The sequence below is a fragment of the Ignatzschineria indica genome (assembly GCF_003121925.1).
In the GTDB taxonomy this organism is placed as follows: domain Bacteria; phylum Pseudomonadota; class Gammaproteobacteria; order Cardiobacteriales; family Wohlfahrtiimonadaceae; genus Ignatzschineria; species Ignatzschineria indica.
On the sequence record NZ_QEWR01000002.1, the window covers coordinates 951,116 to 974,037 of the forward strand.

20 protein-coding genes are annotated in these 22,922 nt (G+C 41.6%); 1 reads left to right on the forward strand and 19 read right to left on the reverse strand.

All coding sequences use genetic code 11. The annotated features are described in order from the left end of the window. Nucleotides 1-23 precede the first annotated feature (23 nt). The 12 genes from rng to xth all read right to left on the reverse strand — a co-directional run bounded on the left by rng (nucleotide 24) and on the right by xth (nucleotide 14,899). A complete protein-coding gene (gene rng / locus DC082_RS04220) occupies nucleotides 24-1,547 on the reverse strand; it encodes a ribonuclease G (protein WP_094566906.1) in 1,524 nt (507 codons plus the stop codon). A 2-nt stretch (nucleotides 1,548-1,549) separates the two neighbouring features. Continuing rightward, nucleotides 1,550-2,725, reverse strand: coding sequence for a phosphoglycerate kinase (locus tag DC082_RS04225; RefSeq protein WP_109235885.1), 1,176 nt, complete (start codon nucleotides 2,723-2,725; stop codon nucleotides 1,550-1,552). A gap of 252 nt (nucleotides 2,726-2,977) precedes the next feature. Continuing rightward, nucleotides 2,978-3,925, reverse strand: a complete 948-nt coding sequence (gene trxB, locus DC082_RS04230; RefSeq protein WP_109235886.1) for a thioredoxin-disulfide reductase — start codon at nucleotides 3,923-3,925, stop codon at nucleotides 2,978-2,980. 527 nt (nucleotides 3,926-4,452) lie between these two features. Continuing rightward, on the reverse strand, nucleotides 4,453-5,541 hold the full coding sequence (locus tag DC082_RS04235; RefSeq protein WP_189363302.1) for a polyamine ABC transporter substrate-binding protein: 1,089 nt from the start codon (nucleotides 5,539-5,541) through the stop codon (nucleotides 4,453-4,455). A gap of 137 nt (nucleotides 5,542-5,678) precedes the next feature. Beyond that, nucleotides 5,679-6,113, reverse strand: a complete 435-nt coding sequence (locus DC082_RS04240) for a c-type cytochrome (RefSeq protein ID WP_109235888.1) — start codon at nucleotides 6,111-6,113, stop codon at nucleotides 5,679-5,681. 316 nt (nucleotides 6,114-6,429) lie between these two features. Next, entirely contained in the window at nucleotides 6,430-8,064 is a 1,635-nt protein-coding gene (gene ubiB / locus DC082_RS04245) for a ubiquinone biosynthesis regulatory protein kinase UbiB (RefSeq protein ID WP_109235889.1), read from the reverse strand. 93 nt (nucleotides 8,065-8,157) lie between these two features. Further along, the gene (gene ubiE / locus DC082_RS04250) at nucleotides 8,158-8,904 is read right to left on the reverse strand and encodes a bifunctional demethylmenaquinone methyltransferase/2-methoxy-6-polyprenyl-1,4-benzoquinol methylase UbiE (protein ID WP_109235890.1); all 747 of its coding nucleotides are present in this window, start codon (nucleotides 8,902-8,904) and stop codon (nucleotides 8,158-8,160) included. Nucleotides 8,905-8,977: 73 nt separating this feature from the next. Beyond that, entirely contained in the window at nucleotides 8,978-9,829 is an 852-nt protein-coding gene (gene aroE, locus DC082_RS04255; RefSeq protein ID WP_109235891.1) for a shikimate dehydrogenase, read from the reverse strand. Nucleotides 9,830-9,832: 3 nt separating this feature from the next. After that, entirely contained in the window at nucleotides 9,833-11,785 is a 1,953-nt protein-coding gene (mutL, locus tag DC082_RS04260) for a DNA mismatch repair endonuclease MutL (RefSeq protein WP_109235892.1), read from the reverse strand. Nucleotides 11,786-11,887: 102 nt separating this feature from the next. Continuing rightward, on the reverse strand, nucleotides 11,888-12,814 hold the full coding sequence (gene bamC / locus DC082_RS04265; RefSeq protein WP_157957401.1) for an outer membrane protein assembly factor BamC: 927 nt from the start codon (nucleotides 12,812-12,814) through the stop codon (nucleotides 11,888-11,890). 244 nt (nucleotides 12,815-13,058) lie between these two features. Beyond that, nucleotides 13,059-13,931 (reverse strand): 4-hydroxy-tetrahydrodipicolinate synthase, encoded by an 873-nt coding sequence (gene dapA / locus DC082_RS04270; protein WP_109235894.1) that lies wholly within the window; start codon nucleotides 13,929-13,931, stop codon nucleotides 13,059-13,061. Nucleotides 13,932-14,101: 170 nt separating this feature from the next. After that, nucleotides 14,102-14,899 (reverse strand): exodeoxyribonuclease III, encoded by a 798-nt coding sequence (gene xth, locus DC082_RS04275; RefSeq protein ID WP_109235895.1) that lies wholly within the window; start codon nucleotides 14,897-14,899, stop codon nucleotides 14,102-14,104. 423 nt (nucleotides 14,900-15,322) lie between these two features. Here xth and glnA point away from each other — a divergent pair, with 423 nt between their 5' ends. Next, on the forward strand, nucleotides 15,323-16,735 hold the full coding sequence (gene glnA / locus DC082_RS04280) for a type I glutamate--ammonia ligase (RefSeq protein ID WP_109235896.1): 1,413 nt from the start codon (nucleotides 15,323-15,325) through the stop codon (nucleotides 16,733-16,735). 187 nt (nucleotides 16,736-16,922) lie between these two features. Here glnA and trmD read toward each other — a convergent pair whose 3' ends face one another. The 7 genes from trmD to DC082_RS04315 all read right to left on the reverse strand — a co-directional run bounded on the left by trmD (nucleotide 16,923) and on the right by DC082_RS04315 (nucleotide 22,888). Continuing rightward, a complete protein-coding gene (gene trmD / locus DC082_RS04285; RefSeq protein WP_109235897.1) occupies nucleotides 16,923-17,624 on the reverse strand; it encodes a tRNA (guanosine(37)-N1)-methyltransferase TrmD in 702 nt (233 codons plus the stop codon). Between the two features lie 2 nt (nucleotides 17,625-17,626). Further along, on the reverse strand, nucleotides 17,627-18,127 hold the full coding sequence (rimM, locus tag DC082_RS04290) for a ribosome maturation factor RimM (protein WP_109235898.1): 501 nt from the start codon (nucleotides 18,125-18,127) through the stop codon (nucleotides 17,627-17,629). Nucleotides 18,128-18,204: 77 nt separating this feature from the next. Beyond that, nucleotides 18,205-18,465, reverse strand: coding sequence for a 30S ribosomal protein S16 (rpsP, locus tag DC082_RS04295; protein WP_094566891.1), 261 nt, complete (start codon nucleotides 18,463-18,465; stop codon nucleotides 18,205-18,207). Between the two features lie 180 nt (nucleotides 18,466-18,645). After that, entirely contained in the window at nucleotides 18,646-19,560 is a 915-nt protein-coding gene (gene lpxC, locus DC082_RS04300; protein WP_094566890.1) for a UDP-3-O-acyl-N-acetylglucosamine deacetylase, read from the reverse strand. Between the two features lie 81 nt (nucleotides 19,561-19,641). Further along, nucleotides 19,642-20,775: a cell division protein FtsZ gene (gene ftsZ / locus DC082_RS04305; protein WP_189363313.1), complete on the reverse strand. Its 1,134-nt coding sequence runs from the start codon at nucleotides 20,773-20,775 to the stop codon at nucleotides 19,642-19,644. Nucleotides 20,776-20,816: 41 nt separating this feature from the next. Beyond that, complete coding sequence (gene ftsA, locus DC082_RS04310; RefSeq protein ID WP_094566888.1) at nucleotides 20,817-22,061, reverse strand: cell division protein FtsA; 1,245 nt, start codon at nucleotides 22,059-22,061, stop codon at nucleotides 20,817-20,819. Between the two features lie 11 nt (nucleotides 22,062-22,072). Further along, complete coding sequence (locus DC082_RS04315) at nucleotides 22,073-22,888, reverse strand: cell division protein FtsQ/DivIB (RefSeq protein WP_133243683.1); 816 nt, start codon at nucleotides 22,886-22,888, stop codon at nucleotides 22,073-22,075. Nucleotides 22,889-22,922 lie beyond the last annotated feature (34 nt).

Here is a 22,922-nt window from a genome sequence, read left to right on the forward strand (position 1 = left end):
TCTCCTCCTATCTTCTCACACGGTTACATCGGCACAATATCAAACTGCTCAACGGGATAGAGCTCTTCTGGTTGCAGACGAATATTGGCATCGATCTGATTTTGAAGATCTGCAACACTATGCGCCTCTTCATCGAGAAGGCGTTCTATCACCTCCGGTGCTGCTAATACTAGAAACTCTTTAAGACTTGGGAAACGCTTACCATCTCGGATCAGCTCTCGAAAGATCTCAAAACAGACTGTAGCGCTCGTCTTCACATAACCATTGCCCTGACATTTAGGGCATGGCTCACAGAGTAATTGCACTAAGCTCTCACGTGTTCGCTTACGCGTCATCTGCACTAGACCCAGTGAGGTCACTTCACTAATGGAGGTACGGGCATAATCGTGGGAGAGATGCTCAGATAGCTCCTCTAAAACACCTTGACGATGCTCTTCACTCTGCATATCGATAAAGTCGATAATGATAATGCCGCCAAGATTACGTAGTCGCACTTGTCGTGCCAATGCTTGAGCAGCTTCCAAGTTTGTTTTATAGATCGTCTCTTCAAGATTACGATACCCGACAAAACCACCGGTATTGATATCGATCGTTGTCATCGCTTCGGTCTGTTCGATCATCAGATAACCACCCGATTTAAGATCGACTCGCTTCTCTAAGGCGAGATTAATCTCTCGCTCTGTATTAAAGAGATCCATAATGGCACGAGGCCCAACATAGTACTCAATTCGCTCTGTCATCTCCGGCAAAAAGCGTGTGGTAAAATCCATCATGCTCTTATAACCTTCCATGCAATCGATTCGTACTCGCTGAATATCTTTTGAGATATAATCCCGTAAGATACGGAGCTCTAGTGGAAAGTTCCCATAGATTAACTCCCCTACTTTTGCCGCAGGAATTCGCTCTTTAACATCTTTCCAAAGACGATTCAGAAACTGCATATCTGCGCGCAGGACCCAAGGATCAGCTCCTTCAGCTGCGGTTCTGGCAATATACGCCCCCGGGATCTCCGGTTGATAGCCTAAAAGGATACTCTTTAGACGGTCACGCTCCTCCTCATCTTCAATACGCACCGAAACACCGATCACATCAGAATCTGCTAAATAGACAAGATAGCAGGAGGGAATTGAGATCTGTGTTGTAATTCGTGCCCCTTTGGTCCCAAGGGGGTCACGAATCACCTGAACAATCAACTCTTGACCTTGATGTAGCAACTTAGTGATATCGATCGCTTCAGGATTACGTTTCGTTGGAACGCGCTGATTTCCGTCACCTTCTCTATTATCATCACAAGCATCTGGTTGATACTCACTACAGCTTGTCTGAATATCACTTACGTGAAGAAAGGCAGCACGATCGAGACCAATATCGACAAAAGCGGCTTCAAGACCTGGCAAAACACGAATAACGACCCCTTTATAAATATTGCCAACAAGGCCTCGCTTCTCATCTCGCTCAATTAATACTTCCTGGACCATCGCGTTACTGATCACCGCCGCTCTTGTCTCATTTGGCGTAATATTAATTAAGATTTCGTTATTATTCATTGTTATTTTGCTCGCTTTTCTAACATTTCAATCGCAGGTAGGACTTCCCCTTCTAACAACTCAAGGAAAGCACCCCCACCAGTGGAGATATAGGAGATCTGATCGGTCAACCCAAACGTCTCAATTGCTGCAACCGTATCACCACCGCCGGCAATTGAGAAAGCATCGCTCTTCGCAATTGCTTCTCCTAAAGCTTTTGTTCCATCGGCAAAGTTTTCAAACTCAAATACACCTACAGGACCATTCCAGACGATTGTTTTCGCTTTCATTAAAATTTGCTGGTAGAGCTCACTTGTTTTGGGGCCAATATCCATAATCATATCATCTGGACCTACCTCATCAATGCCTTTTACCTCTGCTTTTGCTTCTGCAGAGAACTCCGTTCCTACAACAACATCGATAGGTAATGGGATCTCTTTCCCCTCTTCTTCTGCACGTTTAAGAAGCTTTTTCGCCTCTGGAACAAGATCCTTCTCTACTAAGCTTTTTCCAACTTTATAGCCTTTCGCTAAAAGCAACGTATTAGTAATACCCCCACCGGTAATCAATTGATCAACCTTATCTAAGAGTGCATTTAAAACGGTTAATTTGGTGGAAACTTTTGCACCACCCACAATCGCTACCATCGGGCTCTCTGGATGGCTAATCGCTTTCGTTAATGCTGTTAACTCCTTCTCTAAGAGTAATCCTGCGGCACTCTCCTTTGCAAGCATTCCCACACCATAGGTTGAAGCGGCCTTACGATGAGCAGTTGCAAAAGCATCCATCACATAGACATCACAAAGATTGGCCATCTTTTGAGAGAGTGCGTCATCATTTGCTTTTTCACCTTTGAGGAAGCGAACATTTTCCAATAATTTCACTTCACCCGGTTGAATCTCTACCCCATTGATCCAGTTTTTAACAAGTGTCACCGGCTTACCAAGGCGCTCAGATAACCAAACGGCAGCCGGCGCTAGTGAAAACTCTTCACTCTCTTCTCCTTCTGTTGGTCGACCAAGGTGTGACATCACCATCACAGCTCCGCCCTTCTCTAAAATTGCTTCAATCGTCGGGAGAGCTGCCACTAAACGGGCATCAGAGGTGATCTCGCCATTATGGATGGGAACATTAAGATCTTCACGTACTAAGACTCGTTTACCCGCTAAATCTAAACTCTCTAATGTATTAAATTTCATATCTCTATCCTTATTCTTATTAGTTGATACTTCTAATGCTTCTAATGCTTCTAAATTTGATGCCTACAAATGTTAATGCTTACAAATGAGTTCTTCTAAATAGGTTCTTTTCAATAATAAATAACGCTATAAGTAACGCTCCAAATAATCGAGCGGCAACCTAAAATATTTTGATCTACTAAGATAATCTCAATCACCTAATGCACTTTAAAAACTCATTCGATCTACCCACCCTCTTCTCTATAGAGGGAACTAGAGGGAATCGAGATAACGCTCCGCATCAAGTGCAGCCATACAGCCCGTTCCCGCAGATGTAATTGCTTGACGATAATTTGAATCCATCACATCCCCAGCAGCAAAAACACCAGCAACAGAGGTACTAGTAGCATTACCATCAATTCCTGATTGAACAATGATATAACCATTTCTCATCTCAAGTTGCCCTGCAAAGATTTCAGTATTAGGCGCATGACCAATAGCGATAAAGACCCCCGGTACCGCAAGCTCTTTGGTCGATTCATCTTTCGTTGATTTTAGAACGACTCCCGTCACGCCAGCATCATCACCCTTAACCTCTTCTAAGGTCTGATCAAGATGTAATTCTATTTTCCCCGCTTCGACATTACGGTAAAGGCGATCAATTAAGATCTTTTCAGCACGGAAGGTATCGCGACGATGAACAAGATGAACTTTTGCCGCAATCTGACTTAAGTAGAGCGCCTCTTCAACAGCGGTATTTCCACCACCGACAACCACAACTTCTTGATCTCGATAGAAAAAGCCATCACAAGTTGCACAAGCAGAAACGCCGCGCCCAAGATATTGCGCTTCAGAGGGAAGTCCTAAATATTTAGCGGATGCTCCCGTTGCGATAATCAATGCATCACAACTATAGCTACCATTATCCCCCTCTAAGAGAAAAGGACGTTGAGAAAGATCAACCTGTTGAATATGATCGAAGAGGATCTCTGTACCAAAGCGCTCACAATGCTCGCGCATCTGATCCATCAATTGAGGACCCGTTAACCCCTCAGCGCCACCTGGCCAATTATCAATATCGGTAGTGGTCGTCAACTGCCCGCCCATCTGCATACCAGTAATCACCACAGGTTTAAGGTTAGCACGTGCAGCATAGAGTGCAGAGGTATAGCCTGCCGGTCCAGATCCTAAAATCACTAAAGGATGGTGTTGTCTACTCATATCATTTCCTTGTTGTAACAAGTTACAATTATCTAATAAAACAATTCTTATAAAACAGTGCTTATCAATATCTTTTATCAATATCTTCTATCGATAGAGGTTATCGATAACTTTAGCAGTAACGAGATCACATTAATACTCTCCCGCTCTCCATTTTTATCTAACTTTTTATCTAACTTTATCGAACTCTTGCACCTAGTTTTCACTAGGTGTCCTATCGAATGCTTAACACTACATTATACATTAAAAGTTCCACTCAAGAGCTGTCGTTCGGCTGTAACACCGATTAAATATTGGTATCTCTCTCATCAACAAGGAATCGTGAGAAATAATAGGAGTTAATGAAGTTCGATGAGGTTTGATGAAGTCTGATGAAGTCTTATAAAAGAGATAACAGATGATAAAAGAGCCCGGGAGCAAGAAAAATAAAAAAAGAGTATCTAAAACAGCTAGATACCCTTCTCCATCTTCATATCGATCTGAATCTTATAATAAATCTTATAACGGACTCATACCGGCGTTATTTTTTAACGTTGCGCTTTAATTCTTAACCAATCACGCATCAATTTTTTCTGTTCCCGTTGAGTGTAAGGCTGCTTCACATTAAGAAGCTCCAATTGCTCCTTTGAAGGATAGAGCGTCGGATCGTTAAGCAGATCCTGATCAACAAACTCAAAGGCCGCCTCATTAGAAGTGGCATATTCCACATAATCTGCCGCGCGTGCATTCACTTTCGCATCTAAAAGATAGTCGATAAAAGCGTATGCCTCATCAACATTTTTAGCATCTTTTAAGATTGCAAGCTGATCAAACCAAAGAAGCCCACCCTCTTTAGGAATAAAATACTCAATCTCAACACCGGCATTCGCCTCTTTTGCTCTTGCTTTTGCTAGATAGAGATCTCCTGACCAACCGAGTGATAAGCAAGCATCGCCATTGGCCATCGCATTGATATATTCAGAGGAGTGAAACTTAGTGATATAAGGACGAATAGCTTGTAATACCTCATTCGCTTTAGCCAAATCTTCATCAGATGTACTCTCTGCCGGTAGCCCTAAATAGCGCATCACCATCGGGTAAAACTCACTCGGGGAGTCAACAATATAGATACCACAACTTGCCAATTTTGAAGCATATTCTGGATTAAAGAGAAGCTCCATTGAATCTAATGGTGCGTCTGGCACTAACTCTTTAACTTTATTGACGTTGTAGGCAATTCCCGTTGTTCCCCACATGTAGGGAACTGAATACTCTATCGCCCCGGGAAGCTCATCTAACCGCTCTTCCACAAAGGGCCAGATATTGTCGATATTTTTAAGTTTATCACGATCAATCTTCTGAACTGCATCTGCTTGTACCATATAGATTAAAGTGTAATCAGAAGGTACCACAATATCGTAACCTGAGTTTCCTGTTAATGTTTTTGCCAAAAGCACTTCATTACTATCGAAAGTGTCATAAATCACCTTGATGCCGGTCTTATCTGTAAATTCAGTAATCAGCTCAGGATCGATATAATCTGTCCAGTTATAGACACGAACCTCCTGCGCATTAACGGTATGACTACCAAATAAGAACCCTAAGGATAAAAGAGTTGCAAGCTTAAGTTTTTTCATCACTTTATTGATCTCCTATAAAGTGGGTAGACATAAAAGAAGCGGTTGATTATCACTCAACCGCTCTTAACTTATATCATACTTGAGGGAAAAGGCTATCTATTGCTCACGATAACTCTACCGCCCTCATTAAGTCATTAATCGACTTTATAACTATCGTGACATGATTTACAGGTACCACCTAATTTACCCATTTGTGCCGCTAAAGTCTTCTTCTCTCCAGCTGCTTCAACCATCACATCACTCTCTTGAATAAATGCTGCTAATTTTTTATCAAAATCTGCGCGCTCTTCAACAATTTTTGGGCTAGCATTTGAGCCTTCATAAGTTCCATCAACAAAGGTCGCACCAACTGCTTTTGCCATCTCATTGATACGCTTAGCTGCTGCAACTGCCTCTTCTGGATTATACTCAATCTCACCTTTTAACATTCCACCGAGAATGCCCATATTCCAACCTGCAACTTTAAATGCAGCTTGACGATAATCGATCACTTGTTCGCTATCGACATCTGCCATAGAAACGCCCATCGTTGATACTGCTAAGATCGCAGCAAGTGCTAATTTTTTCATTGACTTCTCTCCTTATTAATAATTTTCCGGCATCTCTTTCAGATCAATCATCAATTGGTGATAGACCTTAATAAGATCCGGTATCCCTATTATATCGTAAATAAATATTTAATATAGCACTCATTATATGATTTTCTATTATATTAACAAGCGCTGAGACAACCTCTTTATAATAATCTCTAGTTTATTATTTTCTTTATATAACCGTCTCTAATTTTTACCACTCTTTACATCTATTTCTACATCGCTCTTTCTGTAATAGTGATTCAAGCAATCTAAGTTGTTAATCCGAGTAGTTTAAGAATCTTTAACGACGCTAATGGTTTCTCTTCTTCAATGCTAAATAGAGAAAGAGTAATGATGCGCCCCCCAATGAGAGAATCATCCAGAGCGAACTCTCCTCAAATTTTAATAAAAGTGCTAAAAGAAAGACTGCACCGATACCGCCATAGATTCTCCGGATAGTTGAATCATGCTCTAATTTAGCCAAACGAGTCCACTCATTATCTGCTAAATTGACCTTCAACTTCCCTTTTGCCGCTTGCTGTAACGTTAGCTGACCATTTTGCATCAGGTCAGGCAATTGCTCTATCCAGATCGGGATATCTCGACGATAACGGGATACAATCGCTTTGGGCCCCCGCTTCTTCTTCACAAACTCCACTAAATAAGGTTTTGCTGTTGCCCATAAATCGAGCTCAGGATAGAGTTCTCGCCCTAATCCCTCGATTGCAAAGAGGGTCTTTTGCAATAGCATCAATTGAGGCTGCATCTCCATCTTAAAGCGACGCGCCGTTTGAAAAAGGGAGAGAAGAAAGGCACCAAATGAGATATCTTTTAAGGGCTTATTGAAGATCGGCTCACAAAGAGAGCGAATCACTGCCTCAAAATCTCCCACAGAAGTATCGGGAGGAACCCAGCCCGATTCAACATGCAGCTCAGCAACCTTTAGATAATCTCGATTAAAGAAAGCTAAAAAGTTACTTGCTAAGTAGTGCTGATCCTCTTCATTTAGAGTGCCGATAATACCAAAATCAAGCGCGATATAGGTTGGATCAGCGGGATTACTCACATCGACAAAGATATTGCCAGGATGCATATCTGCATGGAAAAAACTATGCTCAAAGACTTGGGTGAAGAAGATATCGACACTACGCTGCGCTAGAAGCGGAATATTGACACCAAGCTCCTTTAACGTTGCAATATCGCCAACAGGCACCCCTGAAATGCGCTCCATAACCAAGACATTTTTACGCACATAATCGAGATAGATCTCCGGCACATAAAGAATCTTAGAATCCCGAAAGTTCTCCCTCAATTGCGCCCCATTAGCCGCTTCAATCGTTAGATCAAGCTCATTGAGAATAGTTTTTGCATGCTCCTCAACAATCTCAACAGGACGCAGACGCTTACCATCAGGATAGTAACGCTCTATCATAAAGGCTAACACCTCCATGATCGCAATATCGCGTTTGATCACCTTCTGAATATCAGGACGAACAACTTTTACCACAACTTCTTGCCCATTATGCAATAGCGCACTATGGACTTGTGCAATAGAAGCGGCGGCCATCGGCACTTCATCAAACTCTTTAAAGATCTCCATTAAAGGCTTATCAAAAGAGCGCTCAATAATATCGATTAAGACATCTGTCGGAAAAGGTTTAACCTGATCCTGTAGTTTTACAAGCTCGACAACAATCTCCCGATCGAGCAGATCGTAGCGTGTTGAGAGAGCTTGACCTAACTTAATAAAGGTGGGCCCTAACTGCTCTAATGCTAGACGAATGCGAACCGGTAACGCTGTTCCCTTATGTGCATTAAAGAGGGAGAGTAGAGGCTTAAGAAAACGCAAATGACGCAATCCCGGCATCATAAAGGCAAGATCATAGAGGCCAAAGCGTAAAAAGATCCACCAAATCTGAATCATTCGCAAACTACGAGCAATCATCAAAGCATCCTTATTTTATAAATGTAACAAGTATCACGCGACACAAAAGTAGATAGGGAGTGAATTGAGATTCACCCCCTCCTCAACTCTGCTCTAATAGACAAATCCTCGATGAATCGCAACAATACCGCCAGTCAAGTTTTTATAATCAACCTCATCAAAACCTGCTTCTAGCATCATATCGCGCAACTCTTCTTGCGGCGGATGCATCCGGATCGACTCAGAGAGGTAACGATAGCTATCACCATCACTTGCGATCAAGTGCCCCATTCTAGGAATAATTTGGAATGAGTAGAAGTCATAAACAGTTGCCAATCCAGGAACAACCGGCTTAGAAAACTCTAATACCAAGAGTCGGCCCCCCGGCTTTAAGACCCGGCGCATCTCTTTTAAAGCCTTCATCTTATCGGTCACATTGCGAAGACCAAAACCGATTGTCACAAGATCAAAGGTAGCATCTTCGAAGGGGATCTCTTCAGCATTGATCTGTTTAAATTCAACATTTCCAACAATCCCTTCATTGATAAGACGCTTACGCCCCTCTTCCAACATCGACTCATTAATATCAGAGAGAACCACCAATCCCTCCGAGCCAACACGCTTACTCAAACGCTTTGTTAGGTCTCCCGTACCTCCAGCAAGATCAAGAACTTTCTGCCCCTTACGAGCGCCTGATAATGAGAGCGCACTATTTTTCCATAAGCGGTGAATACCAAAGCTCATCACATCATTCATCACATCGTAACGGCTAGCAACTGAGTGGAAAACCTCCGCCACCTTAGCCTCTTTCTCATCACGATCTACGGTTTGATAACCAAAATGGGTTTTTTCTTCCGACATATCTCTCTATCCTAAAATAATGATTCTGAAATGATACCAAAATCTCACTTTCTCTGTCTGATAAAAGGCAGATCTATTGATCATAAAAGGGGGCGTAAGAAGCACGCCCAAAAATTTCTAGCACCCCCTCAATGCTAGGGCGCTTACCAAACCAAAACTCAAATGCGTAAACCCCCTGCTCAATGAGCATCCCTAATCCATCATAAGCCGCTCTCCCCCCTTCCGAGAGAAGATACTCCATAAAAATGGTTGGCTGGTCACCATAAACAAGATCATAACCGATAGTGTGAGAGCTGATCACGCCGGCAGGTAGTGGCGGGAACTCATTTTGTAAAGAGGCACTTGTCCCATTAATAATCAGATCAAAACTCCCCATCAAATCATCTCGCTCTACGGCCTTAATCTCTCCTAAATGGGAAAACTCTCCTGCTAACATTTTCGCTTTAGAAAAAGTGCGATTCGTGATGATGAGTGATGCGGGCTTGTGACTTAAAAGCGGCCCTAAAATCCCTCTAACCGCTCCGCCAGCACCTAATACCAAGATGCGCTTACCGGTAATATCGATCCCCTTGATCTCTGTAATATCTCTTAGCAGTCCGATCCCATCACTATTATGACCTGTAATCGAACCATCTTTCTCGATACGAATCGTATTAACTGCCTTCGCCTCTTCCGCCTCAATTGTTAAGCGATCACAATAGGGCATCACAACCTCTTTAAAGGGCACGGTAATATTTGCACCTACAATCCCCTTCCCGATCCATTCTCTCAAACTTGTCTCAAATTGAGGAAGCGTTGTTAATACTTTTAAATAATTGAGCTCAATATCGACATTTTTTCCAAATTGCATCTGCATCTCTGGTGATTTTGATTGTGCAACGGGATTACCAAAAATAACTGCCAACTTCTTTTGATTATTTTGCATATGTTACTCCCCTCTAAAAAAGAGTTTATCGAGATCTGTTAAGGCTAAGGTGCGCCATGTCGGTCTTCCATGATTGCATTGACCTGCGCGCTCAGTACGCTCCATATCACGCAGTAATGCATTCATCTCCGGCAATGTTAAACGCCGATGATGGCGAATAGCGCTATGACAAGCCATCGTAGAGAGGATCTCATTGAGATGTTCTGTAATTTTTTGACTAGATCCATATTGATCGAAATCGTGAAGAACCTCTATCACCAACTTCTCAATATCCGCACGAATCAGGCTTGCCGGCACTTCTCGCACCACGATACTATTATGGCTTAAAACCTCAATGATTAACCCCAAATCTTGTAGCTCTTTTTGAAACTCTTCAACTAACGCAATCTCATGACTTGAGACATCGATCGGCTTTGGAATCAAGAGTGCTTGACGAATAATCCCCTCTTCTGTAGCAATCGCATTCTTAAATCGTTCATAGATAATTCGCTCATGCGCTGCATGCATATCGACAAGCACGAGTCCCTGTCGATTTTCTGCCAAGATATAAGCCTCATGCAACTGTCCTAATGCATAGCCTAAAGGCGCTTCATCAGGATCGAGCCCTGCTGCTTGCTCTTCCTGAGAGGCGTTCAATTTTACTAAATCACCCCCTGATTGAAGCTCTCCATTACTGCCGGCACTCACGCCATAAGATGCTTCAGCACTTCCTGTTAAAGGTGTCAAATGCTCTGTCGATGCGCCAATCGCCTCATAAAGATTGACCGGTTTATAACTCTTTGCCGGAGGCGCACCAAAAGAGAAACCTTTCTGACCGCTAGAAGCTATTGATGACCCTGATGATACTGATGACGAGAACCCCTTTGAGCCCTCATCCTCTAACGTGGCAACGACAGGGAGACTCTCATGCCCCTCTAAAACCTCAGGTTGAGAGATAACATGATTCAACGTGCTAAAGAGAAAGTTATGCACCATTCTTGATTCCCGAAACCTTACCTCATGTTTTTGAGGGTGAGCATTCACATCCACTGCTGCCGGATCGAGCGTTAAGTAGATAACAAATACAGGGTGCTTATCGCTATACATCACATCACGATAAGCTTGTCGAATTGCATGCGCTACCAGGCGATCTTTCACCATACGTCCATTCACATAGACATATTGCCAATCATTGTTATTGCGAAAAAATGTCGGTTTTGCTAACCAACCCTCTATCGTTAAAGTACGAGTGGTATCATAATCATCGAGAGGGATCTTCTTTGTATGGCTAAAATGAAAACTCTCTGCTAAAAATTCCTGATTAAATACTGCAGCAATGCGATTTTGCTTCTCCTCTAAGGTCTCTGCTCGATGTAATGAAAATTGCTCTCGACCATTATGGATTAAGGTAAATGCAATATCATAACGAATCAGGGCTAAACGCTTCACTAAGGTCTCAATATGGCTATATTCTGTTCGCTCAGTTCGAAGAAATTTACGTCTTGCCGGCACATTAAAAAAGAGATCCTTCACTTCAATTCGAGTCCCCTCTAAGAGAGAGGCCGGCATTGGTTCCTCCCCTAGGTCATCCCCTTTTCCATCAACACGATAAGCATATTCAGCACCACGCTCTCGTGATATCAATGTTAGACGTGAAACCGCCGCTATACTCGGGAGTGCCTCTCCACGAAATCCTAAAGTTGAAACTTCTATCAAATCTTCTGATGAACGAATTTTACTTGTGGAGTGACTCGACAATGCTAAATTAAGATCATCTTTGGCAATCCCATGACCATTATCTTGAACAATAATATGATCGATTCCACCACTCTTAATATCGATGGTAATTTCAGTTGCTCCGGCATCAATACTATTTTCGACCAACTCTTTCACAATAGAAGCGGGCCTCTCAACCACCTCTCCTGCTGCAATCTGATTGATGACGTGAGGTGCTAATTTAGCAATACGTCGACTCATAAACTCTCTCCTTCGCTCATATTCACTCATATTCTCTCAAATAGAAGAAACGCCTGGCTAAATAATAACCAGGCGTCTCTATTTTATCAGATTATCAGGTATCTACTTCAATCCTGTCTGTACCTTTTCCATCATCTCTTCGAGGTGATTGAGCGTTAACACAGGTAAGACATCGATCTGTGTTTGATCTTCACCCACGGGATTGATCCGTATGTAATAGACTTCACCTTCGGGATCATTTTGGCTAAAGAACCAAAACCGACGCTTTTTAACCGTTCGCCCAACACGCAATGTATTAAGATCCGCATATTGCTCTAATACATTATATTTGACCCCATCATCTAAGATATTAGCCACCTGCTCCCATACAACATCTTGTGAGCGATTTTTAATGATAAGTTGTAACCCTTCCCGATCAGTGACGGGAAGCCCCTGCTTTCCCATAGCGGTGCTACCGTCACCTCCTAATCTTGCCGCAAGGCGTGCAATAAATTCCGCCTCCAGTTCAGGATCTTTAGGAGCATCTACCCATCGATGGAATTGATCATCATTTCCAGTTGCTTCATCTTTCATCGCATAGTGTGTCACAAAAATCAGCGTTCGATCTCCTTCCCGCTCTAAACGAATCTTGAATTTATCTCTCGATGAGGAGCCTAATAGATTACTTGCAACTCGTTTAATTAAGCCTCGGATAAATCCTTCCGGCACATCTGCTTGATTCTCTGCCCACTTAGTCTCAATAAGACCAGCTTCAGGACTTTGAGATTCAATCTCTAATCCTAATTGTCTTAAGAGCTGGTGAACCTGCTGCCAAACAAAATCTGGCGTATGCCCTGTATTGATCCAGCGACGACCACCTTCTGACTCGATAAATGTAATGCTCTCACCCGCAGTTGGCAATACCTTCGAAGCTGCCCGTTTTTGATAAGCTCTATACTCTTGCAGTGTCGTTGCTGCTTCAACATTCGTCTCAGTCTGTTTAACCAATGTTGGTGGATACTCTAAAGGATTAACTTGCGATGATTTCAAATAACGCAAATTATCTCGTGACTGCACATTTTGAGTAGAGCACCCACCTATAATTAAGCCAGATAGCACCACTGCAAACGCTATTTTTTTTGTATACATGAAACAACCTTTACTGAATAAAATTCTTGTTATCGTATCGGCAATTGAAACAATCACAAAATACTTGTTTTGAAAATTATAGCTGAAAAAAACAATAAGATGCCTTTTTCATAACAATTTAATTTTATACTTATCTGACAGTGACTTATAGAAGTCCTGCACCCTTCATCGCTTCACGTACTGTTAGATGATACTGCTTGTCGAGCGGAACTAAGGGGAGTCGGATTCCGGCATGGATACGATTCATCTGCTGAAGTGCCCATTTTACAGGGATTGGGTTTGCCTCTAAAAAGAGGACATGATGAAGCTCTTTGATCTTATCATTGATCTCATAAGCGCGTTGCTCATCCCCTGCTAAAGCCGCTTCCATCATCTCATGCATCATTAATGGCACAATATTTGCCGTAACAGAGATCACCCCTTTTGCCCCGGCTAATACACACTTAGCAGCGATACCATCTTCTCCAGTTAAGATATCGATCTTATCACCTACGCGACGAACTAATTGCTCTACACGCTCGAAAGTACTCGCCTCTTTAATCGCAACAATGTTTTTAAGATTTGCTAATTTTTCAACAGTATCTGGCAAAATATCAGATGCTGTACGCCCCGGTACATTGTAGAGAATTTGTGGAATATCTACAGTCTCGGCAATCAACTTAAAGTGTTGATAGAGTCCCTCTTGTGGTGGCTTATTGTAGTAAGGCGCAACTAAGAGACAAGCATCGGCACCATCTTCAGCTGCCCAATGGGTTAAGCGAATCGCCTCTTCTGTAGAATTGCCACCTGTTCCTGCAATCACAGGAACCCTCCCACGAACATAACCAACAACTCGTTTGACAACCTCACGATGCTCATCGAAGTTAATTGTCGCAGACTCTCCTGTTGTACCTACCGCAACAATCGCATCTGTCTTATTTTCAATATGAAATTCAACCAATTTTTCAAATGAATCATAATCAATACGACCATCCGGAAACATCGGGGTGACTATCGCGACAATACTACCACCAAACATAATTCTCTCCTTATCAAATTTAATACAGGGGCTTTTCAATGAGCTCCCTCCATCTCGTCCTTCTCTTAACTATTACATAGATTGCGTTATGCAGCTATTTCCACTTTTACGATCTGCTACTTTATCTATCAACTTCTATCGACATCTAGTAATAGTAGGCTATCTCTGCTCTATTTCGATACCCTATCCGTATCTTTTTCACTATCCTTCAACAGAACAGAGACCGGCGCATGATCTGAAGGGCGTTCCATCGCTCGATACTCCAAATGAACTTTAGAGGTCACAAATCGTCGACTCACTACTGTTGATAATAATAGATGATCAATCCGAATACCACTGTTTTTCTCAAATCCATTCTGACGATAATCCCACCAAGTAAAGAGTCCTGCCGGTTGTGCTTCTATTCTCAAAGCATCGATTAACCCTAAATCGAGAAGTTGAAAGAAAGCTTCTCGCTCCGCGTCGGTGCAGAGCACCTTTCCTTTCCAGCTCTTAGGATCATGAACATCATCATCGGTAGGGGCAATATTGAAATCCCCTATCACGATAAGTTCCGGATAGATCTGAAGCTGTGCCTCAATAAATACCTTAAAATGTTGTAACCAATTTAACTTGTATTGATATTTGTCAGAGTCGGGACTCTGTCCATTTGGAACATAAGCATTAATTACTCGAACGCCATTGATCGTTGCGGTAATAACTCGCTTCTCACTATCCTCAAATCCTGGAAGATCAAAGAGAATATCACTCATCGGAAAACGAGATAATAGCGCCACACCATTATAGGTGGGCTGTCCATTAACTGCAGCGTGATAACCCAATGCTTCACAAGCTTCTAAGGGGAATTTTTCTGAAACTGATTTTAGTTCCTGCAGACCTATCACCGCAGGGGAAACCTCTTTCAAAAACTGCTCTAAATGGGCTAAACGAACATTGACTGAGTTAACATTCCAAGTAGTTATTTTCATTCTATTATTTAATCTCTATCTCTTTAAACATAAGTTATATTGTAGAGCATTCTACGGAACTCTCCCTAAAAGCGAAAGGGATAAAAAAAGGCTTCCTCTTTTTAAGCAAGCTTCTTGACTATTGCAGTTTTACAAAAAATATTTGTATAAATGCCTCAGTCAATTGCATGCGGCACATTCTTGGCAAGCTCTTAGCAAATTCTTAACAAGTTTGGAGCAAATATCTTCGTAAGTATCTATTAAATATCTTGGACAAATTCCCAGTCAGTTTTCAGCAATCTCTTTTTTGATCCCTTTGCCACCCTTTACGCAATTATTTTCTTTATCGTTTTCTTTATTGTTACTACCACTTTATTGAGCATTTTTCCTAAAAATTAGTGTAGAATACCGATTTACACCACATGGAAAATTTAAGGAGTGAGCATGCCGGCTGATAGTATTCGTTCCATTTTAGAGTTTATTAAAGAAAATGGGATTTTATTCATCGATCTTCGTTTAACCGATATGATCGGACAAGAACATCATTTTACTATTCCAGCACGACAAGCGAACCAAGACCTCTTCACTCAGGGTAAGTTTTTTGATGGCTCAAGCTTTAAAGGATGGAAGAAGACAGAGTGCTCAGATATGATTCTCTTACCTCGTCCTGAGACTGCTTTCGTCGATCATCTTGCTCAACATCCGACCCTAGTCTTAATTTGTGATGTTCTAGAGCCCGATACAATGGATTATTATGAGAGAGATCCGAGAGCGCTTGCACGTCGTGCAGAAGAGCATCTATCAAACCTCAATATTGCAGATCAAGCTTTTTTTGGCCCAGAAAATGAGTTTTTTATCTTCGATAGCGTCCGTTACAATATTGCACCAGATCATATGAGCTATCAGTTACAATCAGATACCTCCTACTGGTCATCAAATGATGAAAACTCCTATTCTGGACATTATGCCGAAAAACAGGGAGGCTACTCGCCACTTCAACCTGTCGATAAGTTACACAACCTTCGTAATGAGATTGTCTTAAATGCAGAAAAGATGGGGCTTGAAGTAGAGATTCATCATCGCGAAGTCGCCTCTGCAGGACAATGTGAAATTGGCGTTCGTTACAATACGCTTCTTAAAAAAGCAGATGAGGTACAACGTCTCAAATATGTTACAAAAACAACAGCCGATCTTCACGGTAAAAGTGCAACATTCCTTCCTAAACCCTATCATGGTGAGAGCGGATCTGGAATGCATGTCCATATCTCTCTCTTTAAAGAGAACGACAATATCTTCTGCGGAGATCAATATAGCAATCTCTCATTAGATGCCCTCTACTTTATTGGTGGCATCATCCGACATGCGCGTGCACTTAATGCATTTACAAATGCCTCAACTAATAGTTATAAGCGCCTTGTTCCTCACTTTGAGGCACCTGTGCTCTTAGCCTATTCGGCTAAAAATAGAACAGCATCTATCCGGATCCCCTATGTCGCTAATGAAAAAGCACGCCGTATTGAAGTGCGCTTCCCTGATGCAACGGCAAATCCCTACTTAGCATTTTCGGCACTTCTTATGGCGGGCTTAGATGGCATTGAGAACAAAATCCATCCAGGACCTGCCGCTGATGAGAACCTCTATGATCTATCGAGCGAACTCCTAAATAATATCCCTAAGGTTTGCCGTAATCTTGATGAGGCATTAGAGGCGCTAGATCAGGATCGTGAATTCCTCCTTAAAGGTGGGGTCTTTAGCAATAGTATTATCGATTCTTACATTGCACTGAAACAGAAAGAGATCAATCAAGTAGCAGAAACACCTAATCCTATGGAATACAAGCTCTACTACTCTATCTAAAGGTCATTAAGAGCTAATTGAGTCCTGAATCAGAATCATTCTAGCCAAGAATATAGGGTTAAAATTAGAGATGAATTAGAGATAAATTAGAGATAACAGAACCAATAGATGACAAAATAGAAAAAGGGAAGCTTAATAATTAGCTTCCCTTTTTCCTCTCCTACTTTCTACTCTCTGCTTAACGGCGCTACAACTCTTCTTGCCGTAAACGCACTCGTCTCGCTTCCGTTCTTGCTTTTGCCTCTGCGTCACGCCATTGAGCAATTTTTGCATGATCGCCAGAAAAGAGTACTTCCGGCACCTTTAAGCCATTAATCTCCCGCGGGCGAGTATAGTGAGGATGATCAAGCTGATCTCCAATACTAAAAGAGTCATGAAGATGAGACTCCTCATTTGAGATCGCATCGGGAAGGATTCGGACAATCGCATCAATTAAGATGGCAGCAGCTAACTCCCCACCTGAGAGCACATAGTCACCAACAGAGATCTCACCATCAATCTCTGTATCGATAATACGTTGATCAACTCCCTCATATCTGCCACAAAGAATAATAAGATGTTGCTCTTCACTAAGTTCTCTGACACGTTGCTGCTTCAGAAGATCTCCCTGTGGAGACATATAGAGACGTAAGCCTCTACTCCCTCTAAAGCTCTCAATAGCATCAAAAGTCTTCTTCAAAGGCTCATACATCATCACCATTCCCGGTCCCCCACCATAAGGACGGGCATCCACTGTATGGTGATTATCTGTAGAGTAATCGCGGGGGTTCCAAAAACGGAGCTCAAAGAGCTCATTGTTATGAGCACGACTAACAACCCCATCTTCGATAATAGGAGCTATTAACTCGGGAATTAAGGCGATAACATCGATGATCAACTTACCCTTCATCTCTACTCTTCATCCCAATCAACCTGAACATAACCCTCTTCGAGATTGATCTCCATAACGATATACTCCATCGAAAAAGGAATCATCATCTCACCTTTAGCACCTTTAACAGTAATCACATCATTAGCACCTGTTTCAAAGATATCAGCAATCTCTCCTAACTCCACCCCTTCATGATTGATCACCTTTAAACCATAAAGATCAAGCCAGTAAACACCATCTTCTAACTCCGGCATATCTTCACGTGAAATATAGAGTTCTTGCCCCAATAGTGGTTCTACAGCATCCCGGGAATCATATCCTTCAAACTTTAAGAGAACGTGCTTATTATGCTTCTGCCGACCATCAACCTCTAAAGTAATCCATTCATTACCTTGCTTCATAAAAAAGCGAGAATACTCTAAAATTCCCTCTCTCGGTCTTGTTTCAGAAAAGACTTTTATAAAGCCTCTAACGCCATGAAAACCATTGATTTTCCCTACAATGATCTTTTCATCACTCATGATCTCTCCTTATTTGACACAAAAAAGCCACCTTACTGAAATTGTAAGATGGCTCTAAAACTCTACTTTATAAGCTATTAAGCTTCTTTAGCAGCAGCTCTTTTAGCTTCTCTGATTAAAGATGCAACACGCTCAGAAGGTTGTGCTCCCACTCCTACCCAGTAATCTACACGATCTTGGGCAAGTTCTAAACGTTTCTCTCCACCTTTAGCGATGGGATTAAAAAAGCCAAGACGCTCAATGTATTTACCAGTTACAGAGTTTCTTTGATCCGCAACAACGATTTGGTAGAAAGGACGCTTTTTAGAGCCTCCACGAGCTAGACGAATTGTAACCATAAAAATTTATATCCTATATTCAACTATAATCCAAAACTTTTTTATATTATATAGAGACACGTTATTCAATATAAAATCGTAAACCACAAACTATACGCTACTTTCAAAGAAATTAAAAGAGCCATTAGTGAAAATAACTAAATTATTACTAACTTTTACTACTCACTTTTATTACTAAATTTAATTCCAGGCCGGCACCTTAAATGTAACAGGTGATGTCTCTGCCTCTTCATAGACCACAAACTCATATGCAGATGGATCTTTTACCAGCTCACGGATCAACATATTATTCATCATATGCCCCGCTTTATAGCCAACAAACTCTCCAATAATAGGATGACCTAATACATAAAGATCTCCTACCGCATCTAAAACTTTATGGCGAACAAATTCATCTTCATAACGCAATCCATCGCTATTGAGAATACGGTAATCATCCACAACAATAGCATTATCCATACTGCCACCCAACGCTAAGTTTAATTCTCGCATTAGCTCTAGATCTTTCATAAAACCAAACGTTCTCGCACGAGCAATCTCTTCAATATAATATTGACTTGAAAACTCACAACGATGCTGAGGATTGGTCTTATCTAAGACAGCATGATCAAATTTGATTGTAAAATCGAGTCTAAATCCATCATATGGAAGAAGCTTTGCTAATTTATCTTCATGTTTATAAACGACCGGCTTTTTAATTTTAATAAATTTCTTCGCCGCATTCTGCTCTTGAATACCTGCCGATTGAATAAGATAAACAAAAGGCGCCGAACTACCATCCATAATCGGAATCTCTGGCGCGCTTACTTCAATAATAATATTATCAATTCCCAAACCACACAACGCAGACATTAAGTGCTCTATCGTCGAGATAGTAACATCTGGCGCTAAAGGGGATGCAATCTTGGTTGCAAGTTGCGTACTAACAACAGAATCAGCCTGAATTTTAATATCGGGCGAATCAACATCTGTTCTTCTAAAGATAATTCCCTGATCTATGCCTGCTGGGCGCAAGGTTAAATAGACCTTCTTCCCAGAATGAAGGCCGATACCTGTTGTTTGGACTAAACTCTTTATTGTTCTCTGTTTTAGCATATTATTTACTTAGAGATTCCTCTATTCATTAATCTTCTCTTCAACGCTATCTCCTAAAATTAAGAGTATCAGCTGAAGCGATTAAGAATTTTTTCTTAAAAAAGCAGGGATATCGAGATATCCTGAAGATTGTGATGATGACGAGGCTTTAGGTTGCTCTTTTACCGCAGGTTCCGTCGGAATTGTTGCTGCCGCAGGCTTTATAGTTCTACCTAATAGTTGATCTGCAATACTACCACGCTCGATCGGAGCTTGATATTCACCTAACCCTGTTGCTACAAGCGTTACCCGAATATCTTCCCCCATCTCTTCATCAATCACGGCACCAAAGACAACGGTCGTCTCTTCATTAGCATAATCACTAATGATTGCACCAATTTCATGAAGATCACCGATACTCAATTTAGGCCCACCAGAAATATTAACCAGTAAACCTTTAGCTCCCTTTAGACTCACCTCTTCTAATAGTGGTGAAGAGATCGCTTGTTGAATCGCCTCTCTTGCCGCATTATCCCCTGATGAGAGCCCTACCCCCATCATTGCCAATCCCTGTTGTTTCATAACTGTCTTAACGTCATTGAAATCGAGATTGATCATTCCTGGCTTGATAATGCTATCAGTAATCCCTTGTACCGCATTGAAGAGAACATTATTCGCTGCACTGAAAGCATCATAGAGACTCACCCCTTTCCCAAGAACGCTCATTAAACGGTCATTAGGAATTGTAATAAGCGAGTCAACTTGTTGTGCTAACTGTTTTAATCCTTGATTTGCGGCTTGATCACGCTTCTTACCCTCCATCGAGAAAGGTCTTGAAACAACCGCAACCGTTAAGATGCCCAATTCTTTTGCAATTTCAGCAACTATAGGCGCTGCACCGGTTCCTGTTCCACCACCCATTCCTGCAGCGATAAAGACCATATCAGCACCATTTAATTCTGCTTTAATGTGATCTTTAGTCTCTTCTGCAGCTTGACGTCCAATCTCTGGATTTGCACCCGCACCTAAACCACGAGTTAATGCTTCTCCTAATTGAATGCGAATATCTGCTTTCGCCTCTCTTAGATCTTGAGCATCTGTATTTGCGGCAATAAACGTTACTCCCGTTAATCCGGAATCAACCATATGAGTAATCGCATTACCACCAGCGCCACCCACACCTATTACTTTTATAACAGGGCCATGTTCGTTAATATCTTGCTGCAACTCAAATATGGACATTATAAATCCTCATTTTATTCGTATTCTTAACAACACTAGAAGTAGTTTCGACACATTCCAGTGATTTTCTTATATATGTTACTAAAAAAGTTACCACTTGGCATTGTTTTTTGTAACTCTTTTTGCCAGATATTGTCATACTTATGAGAGGCTAAAAGCCCAACAACTGTTGCATGTTCCGGCGTCAATCCTTCACCCTTATCATATATGACATTTAATGGAGTTCCAATACGGCACGGTTTTTCCATAATTTCTTGCGCTAGATCAGCACATCCCGGGATCATACTCCCGCCTCCCGTCAATACCACGCCGGCATCATGAGGTAGATAGACATTGGCATCTTCAAGATTCATTCGGATAATCTCAAAAATTTCACGATAGCGCGCTTCAATAATAGAAGAGAGCTCTCGACGAGACATTGTTCTATTTTCAGTCTGATTGGTAATCACCGGTAATTTAAAACTATCATCATAGCTACTATAGCCAAGACAACTACCATGCTCTAACTTTATACTCTCAGCAACTTGGGTGGAATAACGCTTAATTTTAGCGATATCAGTTGTCACATCATTGCCACCTAATGGTATAGGAGAGTGATAGACAACCGCCCCACCTTTATAGACAACAACATCGGTTATTCCCGCACCAATATTGATTAGGGTGACACCACGTTGCATCTCATCCTCAGTTAAAACACTAATCGCAGCAGCAACACCTTCGTAGATAATATTATCGATCTCTACATTGCTCTCTGTAATACAGTTAGTAATATCATTGATCGCATTGGTCGATGCTGTTACGAGATGAGCATCAAGAGTAAACTTAACCCCTGAGAGTCCAATGGCATTTTCAACAGGACTTCCCCCATCGATAATATATTTTTGTGGCAATACATGGAGAACGCTCTCTCCGGCATCAAGTTTAATCTTACCCGCTTCCTGTAAGATTCGATCATTATCCTTTTCAGTAAAGCGATCCCCTGAAATCGTAACAACACCATTATTCTGACGACTACGAATATGGGTGCCCGTAATAGAGGTTGAGACAGAAAGAACCTTTACATTCTCTTCACGCTCAAATTCCGCAATAATATCGCGAACAATGTTGGAGATTGGCGCTATATTGGCAATACTCCCCTGCTTAATGCCTCGAGAGGGTTTTGAGATAATTCGAATAATCTCAATAGACCCATCATCCCGAATTTCTGCCATCATACCAACGACTCTGTTCGTTCCTATATCTATGCAAACTCCTACTGATGAAACTGAGGTATCCGTCATCTTTCTGCACCTTATAATTTATTCTTTATACTATCTGAATTCTCTTTCCACTTTACAGAGAATCCATTTTTATATCTAAAGTCGATATGTTGAATTCTATCAAGAACCTCTCGATCTGAAAATTGCCGTAGAAATCGCTCTAAGCGTTGATCGAAATTTTCAGACCCCATAATGAGCAAGAGCTGATCATCTAAAACAAGACTCCATGAATCACTCTCATCTAATGAGAGATGACTCAGTTGAAACCCGGTTCCCTCTAAGCGCTCTTTAGTCCGGCTATAAACCTCTAAGACATCTAGCGCACGACCATCAGGGCCTGCAAGAAAGACCCACTCTCCTTGAGGATAAAAAGAGGGGGTAAATCGCTCTCCTGATGCATCGATCATCTCAACACCATTCCAGATCGCCACCGGTGCTTGCTCTTCAATATGCACCTCTAACTCATGAAACCAATTTCGTTTAAGAGAGACACTCTTAATCCAGCTCTCAGAGAGGATCTCATCTTGATAACCTTTCATATCTAATCCGATCAGATTTTGCCCAATCGCATCTTTTACCAACTCATTGACTCGCTCTTCTGGAAGATGCTCAATCTCTCCATAGACAGAAACCGTCTCTATTTTAAAAAAGAGATTATTCTCTTTTAAATATTGCCATCCCCAATAGGGACCGACAAAGATCGCAACAAGAAGTGCGATTAAGAGAAGATAGCGTAATAAGCGATAGAGAAATCTCCCAAATTGTCGCCAATCAAAGGGCTTTTTCTGGACAACACCTGACCGCTGACGACGTTTGGGTCGAGAGGTACGATAATTCGATTGCAACAAAATATATGATCTACTCAAGATTAACTATAGCCTA